This is a genomic window from Mucilaginibacter sp. P2_A4 (genome assembly GCF_056405015.1).
The window spans coordinates 19,235-32,570 of the sequence record NZ_JBFUCX010000024.1 but is presented as its reverse complement, the minus strand read 5'-3'; the positions used below and the strand labels follow the sequence as shown (position 1 = coordinate 32,570).

General features: G+C 43.0%; 13 protein-coding genes. 1 reads left to right on the top strand and 12 read right to left on the bottom strand.

Features of this window, described 5'->3' with window-relative positions; all coding sequences use genetic code 11:
* Nucleotides 1-2: 2 nt before the first annotated feature.
* The 11 genes from AC1DYB_RS29310 to AC1DYB_RS29260 form a co-directional block, all read right to left on the bottom strand.
* A complete protein-coding gene (locus AC1DYB_RS29310) occupies nt 3-863 on the bottom strand; it encodes an SDR family oxidoreductase (protein WP_477440375.1) in 861 nt (286 codons plus the stop codon).
* Between the two features lie 58 nt (nt 864-921).
* A complete protein-coding gene (locus tag AC1DYB_RS29305) occupies nt 922-1,695 on the bottom strand; it encodes an enoyl-CoA hydratase/isomerase family protein (protein ID WP_477440334.1) in 774 nt (257 codons plus the stop codon).
* A 35-nt stretch (nt 1,696-1,730) separates the two neighbouring features.
* Nucleotides 1,731-3,542, bottom strand: coding sequence for an AMP-dependent synthetase/ligase (locus AC1DYB_RS29300; protein ID WP_477440332.1), 1,812 nt, complete (start codon nt 3,540-3,542; stop codon nt 1,731-1,733).
* Between the two features lie 32 nt (nt 3,543-3,574).
* Nucleotides 3,575-5,368 carry an acyl-CoA dehydrogenase family protein gene (locus AC1DYB_RS29295; RefSeq protein ID WP_295715418.1) on the bottom strand — a complete coding sequence of 598 codons (1,794 nt, stop codon included), beginning with the start codon at nt 5,366-5,368 and terminating at the stop codon, nt 3,575-3,577.
* Nucleotides 5,369-5,395: 27 nt separating this feature from the next.
* Nucleotides 5,396-6,574, bottom strand: a complete 1,179-nt coding sequence (locus AC1DYB_RS29290) for an acetyl-CoA C-acyltransferase (RefSeq protein ID WP_477440329.1) — start codon at nt 6,572-6,574, stop codon at nt 5,396-5,398.
* Nucleotides 6,575-6,589: 15 nt separating this feature from the next.
* Nucleotides 6,590-8,962: a 3-hydroxyacyl-CoA dehydrogenase NAD-binding domain-containing protein gene (locus AC1DYB_RS29285; RefSeq protein WP_477440327.1), complete on the bottom strand. Its 2,373-nt coding sequence runs from the start codon at nt 8,960-8,962 to the stop codon at nt 6,590-6,592.
* Between the two features lie 43 nt (nt 8,963-9,005).
* The gene (locus AC1DYB_RS29280) at nt 9,006-9,464 is read right to left on the bottom strand and encodes a DUF2147 domain-containing protein (RefSeq protein ID WP_477440325.1); all 459 of its coding nucleotides are present in this window, start codon (nt 9,462-9,464) and stop codon (nt 9,006-9,008) included.
* 224 nt (nt 9,465-9,688) lie between these two features.
* Nucleotides 9,689-9,955 carry an acyl-CoA-binding protein gene (locus AC1DYB_RS29275; RefSeq protein ID WP_477440323.1) on the bottom strand — a complete coding sequence of 89 codons (267 nt, stop codon included), beginning with the start codon at nt 9,953-9,955 and terminating at the stop codon, nt 9,689-9,691.
* 34 nt (nt 9,956-9,989) lie between these two features.
* Complete coding sequence (locus AC1DYB_RS29270) at nt 9,990-10,439, bottom strand: acyl-CoA thioesterase (protein WP_295715408.1); 450 nt, start codon at nt 10,437-10,439, stop codon at nt 9,990-9,992.
* Between the two features lie 7 nt (nt 10,440-10,446).
* Complete coding sequence (locus tag AC1DYB_RS29265; RefSeq protein WP_477440321.1) at nt 10,447-11,424, bottom strand: electron transfer flavoprotein subunit alpha/FixB family protein; 978 nt, start codon at nt 11,422-11,424, stop codon at nt 10,447-10,449.
* A 46-nt stretch (nt 11,425-11,470) separates the two neighbouring features.
* Nucleotides 11,471-12,214 carry an electron transfer flavoprotein subunit beta/FixA family protein gene (locus AC1DYB_RS29260; protein ID WP_477440319.1) on the bottom strand — a complete coding sequence of 248 codons (744 nt, stop codon included), beginning with the start codon at nt 12,212-12,214 and terminating at the stop codon, nt 11,471-11,473.
* A 10-nt stretch (nt 12,215-12,224) separates the two neighbouring features.
* Between AC1DYB_RS29260 and AC1DYB_RS29255 the strand changes: the two genes are divergently transcribed.
* Nucleotides 12,225-12,407, top strand: a complete 183-nt coding sequence (locus AC1DYB_RS29255; protein ID WP_295715403.1) for a hypothetical protein — start codon at nt 12,225-12,227, stop codon at nt 12,405-12,407.
* On the opposite strand, the gene AC1DYB_RS29250 is transcribed toward AC1DYB_RS29255, so the two are convergent.
* Nucleotides 12,408-13,292: a helix-turn-helix domain-containing protein gene (locus AC1DYB_RS29250; RefSeq protein WP_477440316.1), complete on the bottom strand. Its 885-nt coding sequence runs from the start codon at nt 13,290-13,292 to the stop codon at nt 12,408-12,410. It abuts the gene before it with no gap.
* Nucleotides 13,293-13,336 lie beyond the last annotated feature (44 nt).

The following is a 13,336-nucleotide window of genomic DNA, read 5'->3' as shown; positions in this document are numbered from 1 at the left end:
GATTAGCTGCTTTTGGGATGCCTTGTTAATTGTTCAATGCTATCCCACATATCGTTAGTTACCATTTCCAGGCCGTTAAACTGACCGGCACCCTGCAGCCATTCGCCGCCATCAATGGTTATTACGTCGCCGTTAATATAGCCAGAAAAATCTGAGATCAAATATGCGGCAAGATTTGCAATTTCCTGGTGTTTGCCTACTCTTTTAAGTGGTACCCTGTTTTTAAAATCAAATTTTTGTGCCATTTCGCCGGGCAACAGGCGTTCCCATGCGCCCTTGGTAGGGAAGGGGCCGGGTGCAATGGCATTTGTACGGATCTGGTGTCGTCCCCATTCTGCTGCCAATGACCTGGTCATGGCCAATACGCCGCCCTTTGCACAGGCAGATGGCACCACATAAGCAGAACCTGTAAAGGCATAGGTGGTAATGATATTGAGAATATTACCCGCCATTTTTTCTTTTATCCAATACTTACCCAAGGCCAGTGAGCAATTAACAGAACCTTTAAGTACAATATCAATAATGGTTGAAAACGCGTTGGCAGATAGCCGTTCTGTAGGTGATATAAAGTTGCCTGCAGCATTGTTTACCAGCGCGTTAACGCTTCCAAAGCTTTCAATAGCCTGTGTAAGCATATTTTCTACTTCATCATAGTTGCGTACATCGCAGGCTAATGCCAATACTTTACCACCGGTTTCGGCCTCCATTTCTTTAGCCGTTTGTTGAAGCACATCCAACTTGCGGCTTGTAATTATCAAATTGGCCCCTAACTTTAAAAAGTAAGTACCCATAGCTTTACCCAGCCCCGTACCACCACCTGTTATAATAATGGTTTTGTTTTTAAATGCATTTGCCTTCAACATCCCTTCTTCTTCATCGGGATGGTTCAAAAAGTCATTATTGCCAGGTGCTTGCATATAATTATTTGCTTTTAACAGGGTTCATCAATTTGTCAATTATTTTTTGCAGCGTTGAGCGTGTCTCAGGCGCCCACCATTGCTGTAGCATACTGTTTAAGGCAGCGCTATGATCAACCTGTAGCTTTTCAGAAAGTTCTTTCCTGAAATTTATTTTGCTTTGGCTCCAGGTAGCCGGGTTCAATTTCATATATGCCCGCACTTTTTTTTCTGCCGATGCTAATACATCTTCAGCGGCACAAACCTCGTCAATTAATCCATCTTTAAGAGCGTCTTCAACGGTCAGCAATTTCCCGTCCAACAGGTACTGGTAAGCCTTGCGGCTACCTAACCAGAATGCATAGAGGTGAAATACGGTATCAGGTACTATGATGCCTACGGGAATCTCATTTAAACCAATAATGTATTGGCCGGAGGCCATAACCCGGTAATCGCTGCATAGGGCTATGATACAGCCGCCTGCAGGGCTATGCCCTGTTATTGCGGTTACAAATGGTTTTTTAAAGTTTATCAAAACCGTTTGCATCAACATGAAACTGGTCCAGAAATCTTTGCTTTGTTCTTCGTTGTAGTTGTATACCTCCATTAAATCGATACCGGCAGAAAAGAAACCTTCTTTGCCGGTGATGATTAGTCCTGCTATGTTATCGTTTGCTTCAATATCCTTTACTGATGATATCAGTTCTGTGATCATTTCTGTATTTATGGGGTTGGATCGGCCCCTATCTAACGTGATGATGGCAAGTTTATCCCGGATAGTTAACTGAAGTGTATTCATTTACATGGGTTATAAAAAGAATAAGGGAGTGAAAATTAATGAGTAACAGCCGGATTGTCAATGTCGCTGGTATACATTTTTTCTATTTCCTTATCGTATTTTTCTAAAATAGCGCGGCGTTTCATTTTACCGGTAGGGGTAAGTTCGCCGCCATCAATGGTCCATTCGTGTTGAATCAAAGTGAATTTTTTAACTTGTTCAACATGGTTGAACTCCGTGTTTAATGATTCTATAATTGATTGAAATAATGCAATTACGGTGGCATTAGTCACAATTTCATTATTGGAAGAAATATCGAGCTTGTTTTGAGTGCACCATAATTTAAGATTAGGAAAGGAGGGCACAATTAAGGCCGATGTGAATTTTCTGTCGGCACCAATCACCATCATTTGCTCAATAAATGGGCTCTCCTTCATGCGGTTTTCAATGGGGCCCGGTGCAACATATTTGCCACCTGATGTTTTAAAGATCTCTTTCTTCCTGTCGGTAATTTTCAGGAAACCATCTTTATCCAGTACGCCAATATCCCCGGTATGAAACCAGCCATCTTCCAGCACCTCGGCAGTGAGTTCGGGGTTTTTGTAATAGCCCACCATTACACTTGGTCCTTTAGTGAGTATTTCTCCATCGCTGGCAATTTTAACCTGCACATCTTTTATCAAGGGCCCAACTGTACCAAATTTTCTGTGAGCAAGGTCATATCGGTTAACGGAAATTACCGGGGAGGTTTCTGTGAGGCCGTAGCCCTCTAAAATAACCATGTTAGCGGCGGTAAATATTCGCTCCAATCTAACGGGGCATGCTGAACTACCTACAACTATCGCCTTTATATTGCCGCCTATCGCTTTGCGCCATTTACTATAAACAAGCTTATCAGCAATGGCTAATTGCAGTTTATACCAGGGGCTTTTACCGGTAAGCTCAAACCCCTCTGCAATTACAATTGACCATAAAAAAATTCTCCTTTTTATGCCTGTAAGTTTTTGCCCTTCAATGATGATTTTTTCAAATACTTTTTCCAATAAGCGGGGTACTGCTGTAAAAATATAAGGCTTTACCTCCTTCATATTAAAACCAATAGTCTCCATACTTTCGGCATAATAAATAGAGAAACCGTAAAAGAGATAAATATAAGTACACATTTTTTCGAAAATATGGTTAAGCGGTAAAAAGCTTAACGCGCGTTTATTTTCTAAAGGGATTTGATCCAGTACATCACCCGATCCGGTTACATTATTTACAATGTTTTTGTGGCTAAGCATTACGCCTTTGGGTCGCCCCGTGGTGCCCGAGGTGAAAATGATGGTAGTTACATCATCTTCCTTAATGGTGGCGCTTATTGCGTTTACTTTGTCTTTGTCGGCGTTCGTAATGGGTTTAAGCAGTTGTTTCCAGCTTTTACAGTCTTTTAAATCATTAAAAGAAAAAATGGATTTTAAGGATGGCACATGATCAATTACGGTATTTACCTTGCCGCAAAGGTCGGCATCACTTACAAAAATGCACTTAACCTCTGCTTCAATTAAAATTAGCTCAATTTCCTTTAAGCTGCTGTTGGGATAAAGAGGAACCAGTATGGCGCCTATTAACTGAACCGCCAAATCAACTATGACCCACTCGGGCCTGCCATTACTGATCAGGCCAACCTTATCCCTGCCTACTGTGGTACCATCACCGGCTGATATGCCCATCCCGAGAAGAGCCACAGCTAATTGATAGATTTTTTCATGCACCTCGGTTGTACTATAGGAAACCCATACACCGTTTTCCTTGGCGTTTAACAGGTCGGCTTTAGGATTTTGGGCCTGTGTGCTTATACAATCAAACAATCTTGCTACATTCTTCATATAACCTGTTTTAAAATATTAAATGAGCCCGGTTAGAAGCAATATTTATTTTGTTCAATCAGTTTTGCCGCAATTCTTCTGCGGGCAGCGGTGGTGTTAATATCCTCCGTTTTGGTAAAGCGTTTTAGGCCGGTCATCATCATCCTTCGTTCATCGCCTTCGGCAAAAGCATTCAATGCTTCTTTACCTGCTTTAAATATTTTATCACCGGCATCCCTTATATAAACCTGCATCATATCAATCTGATCCTTAACAGCATCTTCACCACGCTGGCCGGCTAATTTTTCTACCCTCAGCTGGATTGATTCGCTGGCATAGGTTTCAATAACCATATCGGCAATATTCATCAAAACTTCCTGCTCTTTAGCAAGGTTGGCCATCAGTTTTTGAACTGCTGCACCCGCTACAAGTAAAATAGCTTTTTTAAAGTTTGATACATACTTTTTTTCTTTGGTGAAAAGATCTTCCTCAACAATATTAAAATCAGGAATGCTCATTAATTCGGTAGCAACTGTTTGCGCCGGCCCCATCAAATCAAGCTCGCCTTTCATGGCGCGCTTCAATATCATATCTACTGTTAAGATACGGTTAATTTCGTTAGTACCCTCAAATATGCGGTTAATGCGGCTGTCGCGATAAGCCCTGTCCATTGGTGCTTCTGCACTGTAACCCATGCCTCCGTAAATCTGTACGCCTTCATCCACAATATAATCAAGCGCTTCTGATGCATGTACTTTTATAATTGCCGCTTCTATAGCAAATAGCTCGGTGCCTTTAAGTTTGGCTTGTGATGCATCCATGCCATGTTCAATTAAGTTATGTGTGGCATCTTCAATGTTCTGGCTTGCGCGGTACATGGCAGATTCGGCAGCGTATGCGCGGATAACCTGCTCGCCTAATTTATAACGGATTGCCCCATATTTTGCGATAGGGCGGCCAAATTGCTCACGCTCGTTGGCATACTTAACAGAACTTGTTATAACAGATTTGGAAGCTCCCAAAGCGGCCCCGCCTAATTTTATACGGCCAAGGTTAAGAATATTTACCGCTATCTTGAAGCCGTTACCCCGTTCCGAAAGCAGGTTTTCTACCGGTACCTTGCAGTCATTAAAAAATACCTGGCGGGTTGAACTGCCCTTAATACCCATTTTGTGCTCTTCGGGGTTAAGGGACAAGCCCTCAAAACCTTTTTCAACAATAAAGGCGCTCAGGTTTTCGTCATTGTCTATTTTGGCAAAAACGGTGAATACATCGGCAAAGCCCGCATTGGTGATCCACATTTTTTGGCCGTTGATGAGGTAATGTTTACCATCGGCAGATAGTGTAGCGCGCGTTTTGCCCGAGTTTGCATCTGAACCCGCACCCGGTTCGGTAAGGCAATAGGCACCTTTCCATTCGCCGGTAGCCAGTTTAGGAATGTATTTGTTTTTTTGTTCGTCGTTCCCGTAATATAATATAGGCAGCGTACCAATACCCGTGTGGGCCATAACCGCTACCGAAAATGATGCCCCCGGACCGGTTTTTTCGCTGATAAGCATTGCTGTGGTAAAATCCTTACCAAAACCGCCATATTCTTCGGGAATGGAAACACCCAGGATGCCCAAATCGCCCGCTTCGTTAACTAAACGAATCATCAGCCCTTCTTCCTGTAAATCTATACGATCAAGCACGGGAACAACTTTTTGTTCCACAAAGTCCTGGCAGGTTTGGGCTATCATCAGCTGCTCTTCATCCCAGTTTTCAGGAATAAACACATCTTCAGCATTTGTTTCTCTTACCAGGAACTCACCACCTTTTAAATGCTTGTTTTCTGTTGCTGTGCTCATAATTGTATGTATTTAATGTTTTTTATCTTAATTTAATAATTCAAATATCCCTGCGGCACCTTGTCCAGTACCAACGCACATGGTAACCATGCCGTATTTTTTATCCCTTTGTTTCAGCTCATCAAAAAGCTGTACCGAAAGTTTGGCACCACTGCATCCCAGCGGGTGGCCCAATGCAATAGCGCCACCGTTAACATTTACAATATCGGGGTTTAAGCCCAGTCCCTTTATTACTGCTAATGATTGCGATGCAAAAGCCTCGTTCAGTTCAAAAAGGTCTATTTCATCTTGTTTTATGCCGGCCTTTTTTAATACTTCGGGAATTGCATACAAGGGGCCAATACCCATAATTCGTGGTGGAACGCCAACAACGGCATAGTTTACCAAACGGGCAATAGGGGTAAGGTTGTTTGCTTTCATAAAACGCTCACTTACTACCATTACAAAGGCGGCACCATCACTGGTTTGTGATGAATTGCCGGCAGTTACCAGGCCTTTGGCGTCAAACACAGGTTTAAGTTTTGCCAATGCTTCTAGAGAGGTGTCGGCACGCGGCCCTTCGTCTGTATCTATTGTAAATGATCTTGTTTTTCTTTTTCCAGTTTCGTCAACATAGTTTTCAGATACATTAACCGGGACAATCTGATTTTTAAATTTCCCCCCTGCAATAGCACTGATAGCCTTTTGATGCGATTGGTAAGAAAACTGGTCCTGCTCATCGCGGTTAATATTGTATTCCCTGGCAACAGCCTCTGCGGTTAATCCCATACCCCAGTAATAATCGGGATGTGCTATGGCAACATCGGCGTTGGGTACAATACGCCACCCACCCATGGGTAACAGGCTCATGCTTTCTACACCACCGGCTATAATACAATCGGCTATCCCGGCATGTATCTTTGCCGACGCGATGGCAATAGTTTCTAAGCCCGAAGCGCAATACCGGTTCACTGTCATCCCTGGAACTTTATCGGTATCCAGCGCCATCAGCGAGATCAGGCGGGCTACATTTAAACCCTGTTCGGCCTCGGGTGTGGCGTTGCCTACAATTACATCTTCAATTTGCTCTTTATCCACATTGGGTACAGATGCCATTAATTGCTTAATTACTTCGGCAGCAAGAGTATCCGGTCGGGTAAACCTAAAACCGCCTCTACTTGCTTTGCCAACTGCACTGCGGGATGCTGCTACTATATATGCGTTCATTTTGTCGTGTTTAAATTAGTTTCTTAATGCTTTTCCGCCGGTTAAAATGGATTGTATGCGCTCTAATGTTTTGCGTTCGGTACAGAGTGACAAAAAGGCCTCGCGTTCCAGGTTCAATAAATACTCTTCACTTACCAATGTTGGCTGCGATAGATCTGCGCCTGCAAGTACGTATGCCAGTTTTTGTGATATTTTAACATCATGCTCGCTGATATAATTACCGCTAAACATGGTATTTGCACCTACGTAAGCCAACCCAAGCGCCTGTTTACCCAATACCCTGATATCCTTGCGCTGAACCGGTTGCACATAGCCTTCATTAGCCATTACCAGGCATTGCTTTTTAGCTTCGGATAACAGCCTGTTGCGGGATACAACAACTATGTCTCGTCCTTTTTTCAAATAACCCAGCTCAAAGGCTTCCTGTGCCGAGGTGGATACTTTAGCCTGGCCAATAGTCAGGAATCTGTCGCGGAAATTATTTAGTTCGATGTCGCCATCCTGTAACTCGTCACTTAAACGCAGGGCAAACTCTTTGGTGCCGCCACCGCCGGGAATCAGGCCAACGCCAAATTCAACCAAACCCATATAAAGCTCGGCATGAGCCACCACCTTGTCAGCATGTAAACACAGTTCACAGCTGCCTCCCAATGCCATTTGATGGGGAGCCGCAACAACAGGGATAGAAGAATACCGGATGCGCATCATGGTGTTTTGAAATGCCTTGATCACCATATTCAATTCATCAAATTCCTGCTCAACGGCCATCATAAATATCATCCCCACGTTGGCACCTGCACTGAAGTTTCCACCTTCGTTAGAGATTACCAGTCCTTTATAGCTTTGCTCGGCAAGGGTAATTGCTTTGTTGATACCCTCTATCACCTCGCCGCCAATGGTGTTCATTTTAGTATGAAATTCCAGGTTAATGATGCCATCGCCAAGATCTATAATGGTTGTACCGCTATTTTTCCAGATGGTATTTGCCGCGCGGATATTATCCAGCAGGATAAAATCTTCGGTGCCTGGGATCACCTGGTATGTTTTGGATTTGATATCATAATAAAGGCGTTTGCCGTCCTGTATATTATAAAAGCTTGCTACGCCGCTTTGCAGCATATCATAAACCCATTGTGCAGGTTTGTGGCCCCCGGCTTCCATCGCTTTAACAGTGGTTTCAACACCCAGTGCGTCCCATTTTTCAAACGGACCTGTTTCCCAGCCGAAGCCGGCATTCATAGCGGCGTCTATTTTATATAGTTCATCAGAAATTTCGGGGATGCGATTGCTGGAATAGGCAAACAGCTGGTAAAATATAGCACGGTAAAAATCTCCGGCCTTGTCTTTAGCGGCAAACAAGATCTTCATCCGCTCTTTTAAATTATCAACCGTTTTGGTTGTTTCAAGCGATGGGAATTTTACCTTTTTAGATGGCTCGTATTCCAGCGATTTTAGGTTAAGCGTGTAAAATACGTTTGCGCCGTTAATTTTTTCTTTTTTATAAAAGCCTTGTCCGCTTTTGCTGCCCAGCCAGTTGTTGGCCACCATTTTGGTTACAAACTCCGGGATCTGGAACAGATCTTTAGCCTCATCATTAGGAACGCCCTGGCTTAAGCCGTTTGCCACGTGCACCATGGTATCTAAACCTACCACATCGCTGGTACGGAAGGTAGCCGATTTAGGGTGACCTATTACCGGGCCGGTAAGTTTATCAACTTCTTCAATGGTGATGCCGGTTTTTTCTGCATAATGCAATATGCTCATGATGCTGAACACCCCGATACGATTGCCGATAAATGCCGGGGTATCTTTTGCCAGTACGGTGGTTTTACCTAAGTATTTTTCGCCGTAGTGCAATAAAAAATCAACAACTTCGGGCAAGGTATCACTGGTAGGTATCACCTCCAGCAGTTTCAAATACCGGGGTGGGTTAAAGAAATGGCTGCCGCAAAAATGCTTTTTAAAATCTTCACTTCGTCCATCAGCCATCAGGTGAATGGGTATGCCCGATGTGTTGGAAGTGATGAGGGTACCGGGTTTACGGTATTTCTCTACATTCTCGAATACTTTTTGCTTAATATCAAGCCGCTCAACCACCACCTCAATTACCCAATCGCAGCCGGCAATTTTGGGCATATCATCATCAAAATTTCCGGTGCTGATATTTTTAGCCACGGCCTTTGAATAAACAGGAGAGGGGTTTGATTTTAAAGCCGCTGTCAGCGCATCATTTACCAGCTTATTTCTTGATTTGGCATCGGCATCTTTTGGTACAATATCCAATAGCAGTACTTCCAGGCCAATGTTTGCAAAATGGCAAGCTATACGGCTGCCCATCACACCCGAACCCAATACAGCTACTTTTTTTATAATTCGTTTAGCACTCATGTGTTTATGCTTGTATTAATGTAGATAGATCTTTTTATAATATTTATTCTGCTCTCTCCCAGGTAGTGGTACGCCCAAATAGCGAGATGCCGATATAACCCCTTATATCAAGCGTTTTACCTTTATGGGTAATTTTGCAGCTATAAGTTTTTCCGTTGTTAGGGTCATAAATTTTACCGTTTGTGTATTTATCATCGCCATCTTTTTCAAAGCCCGATAATACAGGCAGGCCAAGCCTGGGCCGGGTGCGCAATTTTTCATCGCTGTTAAGCTCATCAACTTTAGGCTTGCCATTTTTTAAGGGTTCTTTAAGCCAAACCACCTTGCCGTAAAATTTGCCATCCTTTTCTTTCGTTATCTGTATTTTGGCACTTTTAACATCATTATACCATAAGCCTTCTATTTTGTCTTTTTCGCTCTGCGCTTTGGTTACAAACCCCGCGGATACTACAGTGAGCATTATTAATACCAACCTGGTGAGATGTTTTTTACAAACTAACATTGTTTTAGGGTTATGGCCATGTGATTAAATAATTCTAAAAAGCACCTGCATGAAGCTCTCTGCAACCAGGCAGTAATCAAATGCATCTTGACAGAAAACTTAACCACCTGAGCGGTGAATAATTTATAATTGGTTTATGTTAACAAATATCCCATTAAGTAAGGGATTCTATAGGGCCATATGGCGGAAACATTTGTCAAAATTTCGGTTGTTTTAATTGCAGTTTACGCCGGGCGTTTTAACTGTTCAATTAGATCAATGTAATCAGTCATCGCGGTATCGGGCGTTATTCCTGTTAAACTTTTCCACGCTTCATACTTGGCCTTATTTACAAAATCAAACATGTTTGGTACAGGTATGTCGGGGCTTATGTCGCCGTCGGTAGCCTGCTTGTATAAGCTGTATAATTTAAGCAACGTTTCATTATCGGGCCGTTTGGTTAGTTCCTTACTTTCTTTAACGGCTGTTTCAAAGTTTTCTTTCAAACTCATGGGTGTAATTTTATGGTTAGTTAATTGAGGGGTATTATTCTTTTGGTTTGGGGAAGTCTTCAACATAATCGCTGCTCCGGGGCGAGTGCATAAACAAGCTGCTTAACTCAACAGGTAATATGGTTAACTTTCGTTTCTCCATATCAATCCAGGCACCTTCGGTAATAATTACAGCAGCTTTGATGCCATCACCACGATACAAGTCATGCCTGATGGTCCAGCGAGATCCATCTGCCCTTGAGCGCGTAATTTCACAGCTTACGGTAACATAATCGCCCAGCGCTATTTCGCGCAGGTAAAATAGTTCCTCCCTGAAAAGCACCGGGCCTATTTTGTATCCAAAAAGTTTTATGGGATTTAAACCTACTTTTTCGAGCATGTTCAACCTGGCCTGTGCGGCAAGATCGGCATAGGCCGAATGCCTCATGTGCTGGTTGGCATCTATTTGTGACCATAGTACCTGGCCTTCATAAAAAACGTGCATACTACTATTAATGATGTTGTTCTTTAAACTTTTTTACGGCTGCTGTCAGTTTTGGTAAAATGGTCATGGCATCGCCTACAACACCATAATTTGCCGCTTTAAAAAATGGCGCTTCGGGGTCTGAGTTAATTACAACAATGGTTTTTGAACCATTAACCCCTGCCAGGTGTTGTATGGCGCCAGATATACCCACGGCTATATAAAGATCAGGGCGTATGGTTCCCCCGGTTTGCCCCACATGCTCATGATGAGGGCGCCAATGTGTATCGGCTACCGGGCGTGAGCATGCTGTTGCAGCACCAAGTTCTTTTGCCAGATCCTCTATCAGTCCCCAGTTTTCGGGGCCTTTCATGCCGCGGCCGCCAGATACCACAAGGGTGGCATCAGCAAGCGCTATTTCGCCGGTAACTTTATTTACGGCGGTTACCTTAATTCCAAAATCCTTTTCGCCAAAGCTGATGTCCTTTTTTTCTATCGTCGCCCTACCATCAGTTTTATTAAGCTGGAAGGTATTGGGCATCAGCATAATTACTTTTACATCGCTCAGTACATTAACCCAGGCAAAGGCCTTGCCCGAAAAAACAGACTTTTTGATAGCGAACCCTTTATCAAGGTTGGGATAGGAGAGCGCTCCGGCTACCATGCCAGCCTTTAGTTGTGCCGCCACCCTTGGCGCAACCGCACGGCCATTAATATCATAAAGTGTTATAATGATCTTGCTATCCTCTTCGCGGGCAATATTTATCAATGCGGTAGCATAGGCTTTGGCATGAAGCTCATTAAGGCGGCTATCGGAAATATGAATTACCTTGCTGGCACCATAGTTTCCTAAAGCCTCCATTTCTGCATCGGCTATGCTTCCTAAAACAACCGCCGTTACGGTGGTGGCTGTTTGTTGTGCAATGTGGGCAGCATACCGCACGGCTTCAAAGCTTTTCTTTTTTATATTTCCTCCGGTATGTTCTACCAATACAATTACAGACATGTGTTTTAATTTAGTTTGATGTTTTTACAGTACTAATAACTATTTATTAAATCGACTTGGCTTCGGAGTGAAGTAAGGCTACCAGCTCATCCATATTATCTGCGCTTACTAATTTTACGCCTGCTTTGGCGGCTGGTAATTCGTATGGTAGTATAGCAGTCAGCGGAGTTACGGCTGATGGAGCAATTACTTTTAACGGGCGTGTGCGTGCAGCCATGATGCCCCGCATATTGGGTATGCGTGCTTCGGCTACTCCTTTCTGGCAGGCAATTACAACCGGGAGGTTGCAGCTATCGGTTTCTTCACCGCCCTCAATTTCACGATTTACTATGGCCACATTGCCTTCAATTTTTACACTTGTGGCAAAGCCTATGTAATCCATATCAAGCAGTTCGGCAAGCAAAACGCCTGTAGTACCATTGTTATAGTCTATTGACTCTTTACCGCACAATACCAGGTCGTACCCCGCATTTTTAGCATAATCGGCAATATAAACTGCGGTTTGATATGGGTCGGTGCTTTCGGCATCAATCCTGATAGCCTCATCACCTCCCAATGCGAGTGCTTTGCGTATTACCGGCTCAACATCAGTCTTGCCAACAGTTACCAGGTGGATCTCTGTAGCAATCCCGCTTTCCTTTAATTCAATAGCACGAACCAGTGCGTACCACTCATCATAGGGGTTGAGTATATAGGTAGTACCCTGGCCATTAATGGCCGTGTCATTATCTTTTAATATTATTTTGGTTGTAGTATCGGGCACCTGGCTAATGCATACTAATATCTTCATATAGGTTATTATGTTAAATCTGGTAAAATTTACAAGGCTTTACCGGCCCCCATTTGTTTTGATAGCAAGCGCTATCCGGTTATATAATCAGGGGGTAAAATTAGAAGTGAAGGCTACTGCCGCAAAGGGCGGCAGTACGGAGATATTAGTCAAAAAGTCGGAAAGAAGAATATTGGCTAAAGTAGGGCTTTAACTAACGGGGAATAGCCATCCTGTAATCTGAAGGCGATGAGCCGGTTTGTTTTTTGAAATATTTGCCAAAAGATGATTGATCTGGAAAATGAATTACATACGCGATATTAGCTATACTGATTTCCTGGTTCCTTAACAAAACCTTAGCTTCAAGAATCACGGCGTCATCTATCCATTCGCCTGCAGTTCTGCCGGTTACATCTTTTATGGTTTCGGTAAGGTGTTTTGATGATACACATAAAGCATCTGCATAATATTGCACATTACGGTGCTCTTTATAATGATGAAACACTAAATCCTGGAAAAGTACATTCAACTCCTGCTTGCGGTTTAGTTTTCCTTTAACCATCACATGCTGCTTTTCATAAATAGATCCTACTTCATATAATAGTGTAATAAGGATACTCCTGGAAATCTCCATCCGGTAGGGGTGATCCTGCCTGTCGAGTTTTTGCTGAAGCAGGACATAAATTTCAAGCAGCATTTTAGCATCCTCATGATCGGGATAGATTACCGGCAGGGATGCACTTTTAAAATAGCTGAAAGATTCAAGGAAATGACTATTTACATTATTCTCAATAAGGAAGGCTTTTGAAAAAACAATAAACCTGCACAAAAAATCGGGGCTGCTTTGGTATATCCTTAATACATGAAAAGGGGTAGCCAGTAGCATGGCATCAGGTTTAGCTTCGTAAACCTGCAGGTTTACTTCTACTAACGCGGTTCCGCGCGTACAGATACCTATAATATAACCATCTGAGCGGTAAGGGTATTCACTAAGGGAGAGGAGTTGTTTTTCGTCTGTAATAAAAAAATCAGGGCCTACCAGCTTGTCCGCATACAGGTCCGCAAACTTTGATAAACTGAGTTGTCCTATCTTCTTCATTTTAAAGCTTAAAAAGGTTTAAATATTTCATAACCGACTTTTTG

What these genes read in the sequence shown, in the direction of transcription:
- AC1DYB_RS29260 (WP_477440319.1), bottom strand. Translation starts at nt 12,214, where the DNA reads ATGAAGATATTAGTATGCATTAGCCAGGTGCCCGATACTACAACCAAA.
- AC1DYB_RS29270 (WP_295715408.1), bottom strand. Translation starts at nt 10,439, where the DNA reads ATGCACGTTTTTTATGAAGGCCAGGTACTATGGTCACAAATAGATGCC.
- AC1DYB_RS29255 (WP_295715403.1), top strand. Translation starts at nt 12,225, where the DNA reads ATGTTAAATCTGGTAAAATTTACAAGGCTTTACCGGCCCCCATTTGTT.
- AC1DYB_RS29305 (WP_477440334.1), bottom strand. Translation starts at nt 1,695, where the DNA reads ATGAATACACTTCAGTTAACTATCCGGGATAAACTTGCCATCATCACG.
- AC1DYB_RS29295 (WP_295715418.1), bottom strand. Translation starts at nt 5,368, where the DNA reads ATGAGCACAGCAACAGAAAACAAGCATTTAAAAGGTGGTGAGTTCCTG.
- AC1DYB_RS29285 (WP_477440327.1), bottom strand. Translation starts at nt 8,962, where the DNA reads ATGAGTGCTAAACGAATTATAAAAAAAGTAGCTGTATTGGGTTCGGGT.
- AC1DYB_RS29310 (WP_477440375.1), bottom strand. Translation starts at nt 863, where the DNA reads ATGTTGAAGGCAAATGCATTTAAAAACAAAACCATTATTATAACAGGT.
- AC1DYB_RS29265 (WP_477440321.1), bottom strand. Translation starts at nt 11,424, where the DNA reads ATGTCTGTAATTGTATTGGTAGAACATACCGGAGGAAATATAAAAAAG.
- AC1DYB_RS29290 (WP_477440329.1), bottom strand. Translation starts at nt 6,574, where the DNA reads ATGAACGCATATATAGTAGCAGCATCCCGCAGTGCAGTTGGCAAAGCA.
- AC1DYB_RS29250 (WP_477440316.1), bottom strand. Translation starts at nt 13,292, where the DNA reads ATGAAGAAGATAGGACAACTCAGTTTATCAAAGTTTGCGGACCTGTAT.
- AC1DYB_RS29280 (WP_477440325.1), bottom strand. Translation starts at nt 9,464, where the DNA reads ATGTTAGTTTGTAAAAAACATCTCACCAGGTTGGTATTAATAATGCTC.
- AC1DYB_RS29300 (WP_477440332.1), bottom strand. Translation starts at nt 3,542, where the DNA reads ATGAAGAATGTAGCAAGATTGTTTGATTGTATAAGCACACAGGCCCAA.
- AC1DYB_RS29275 (WP_477440323.1), bottom strand. Translation starts at nt 9,955, where the DNA reads ATGAGTTTGAAAGAAAACTTTGAAACAGCCGTTAAAGAAAGTAAGGAA.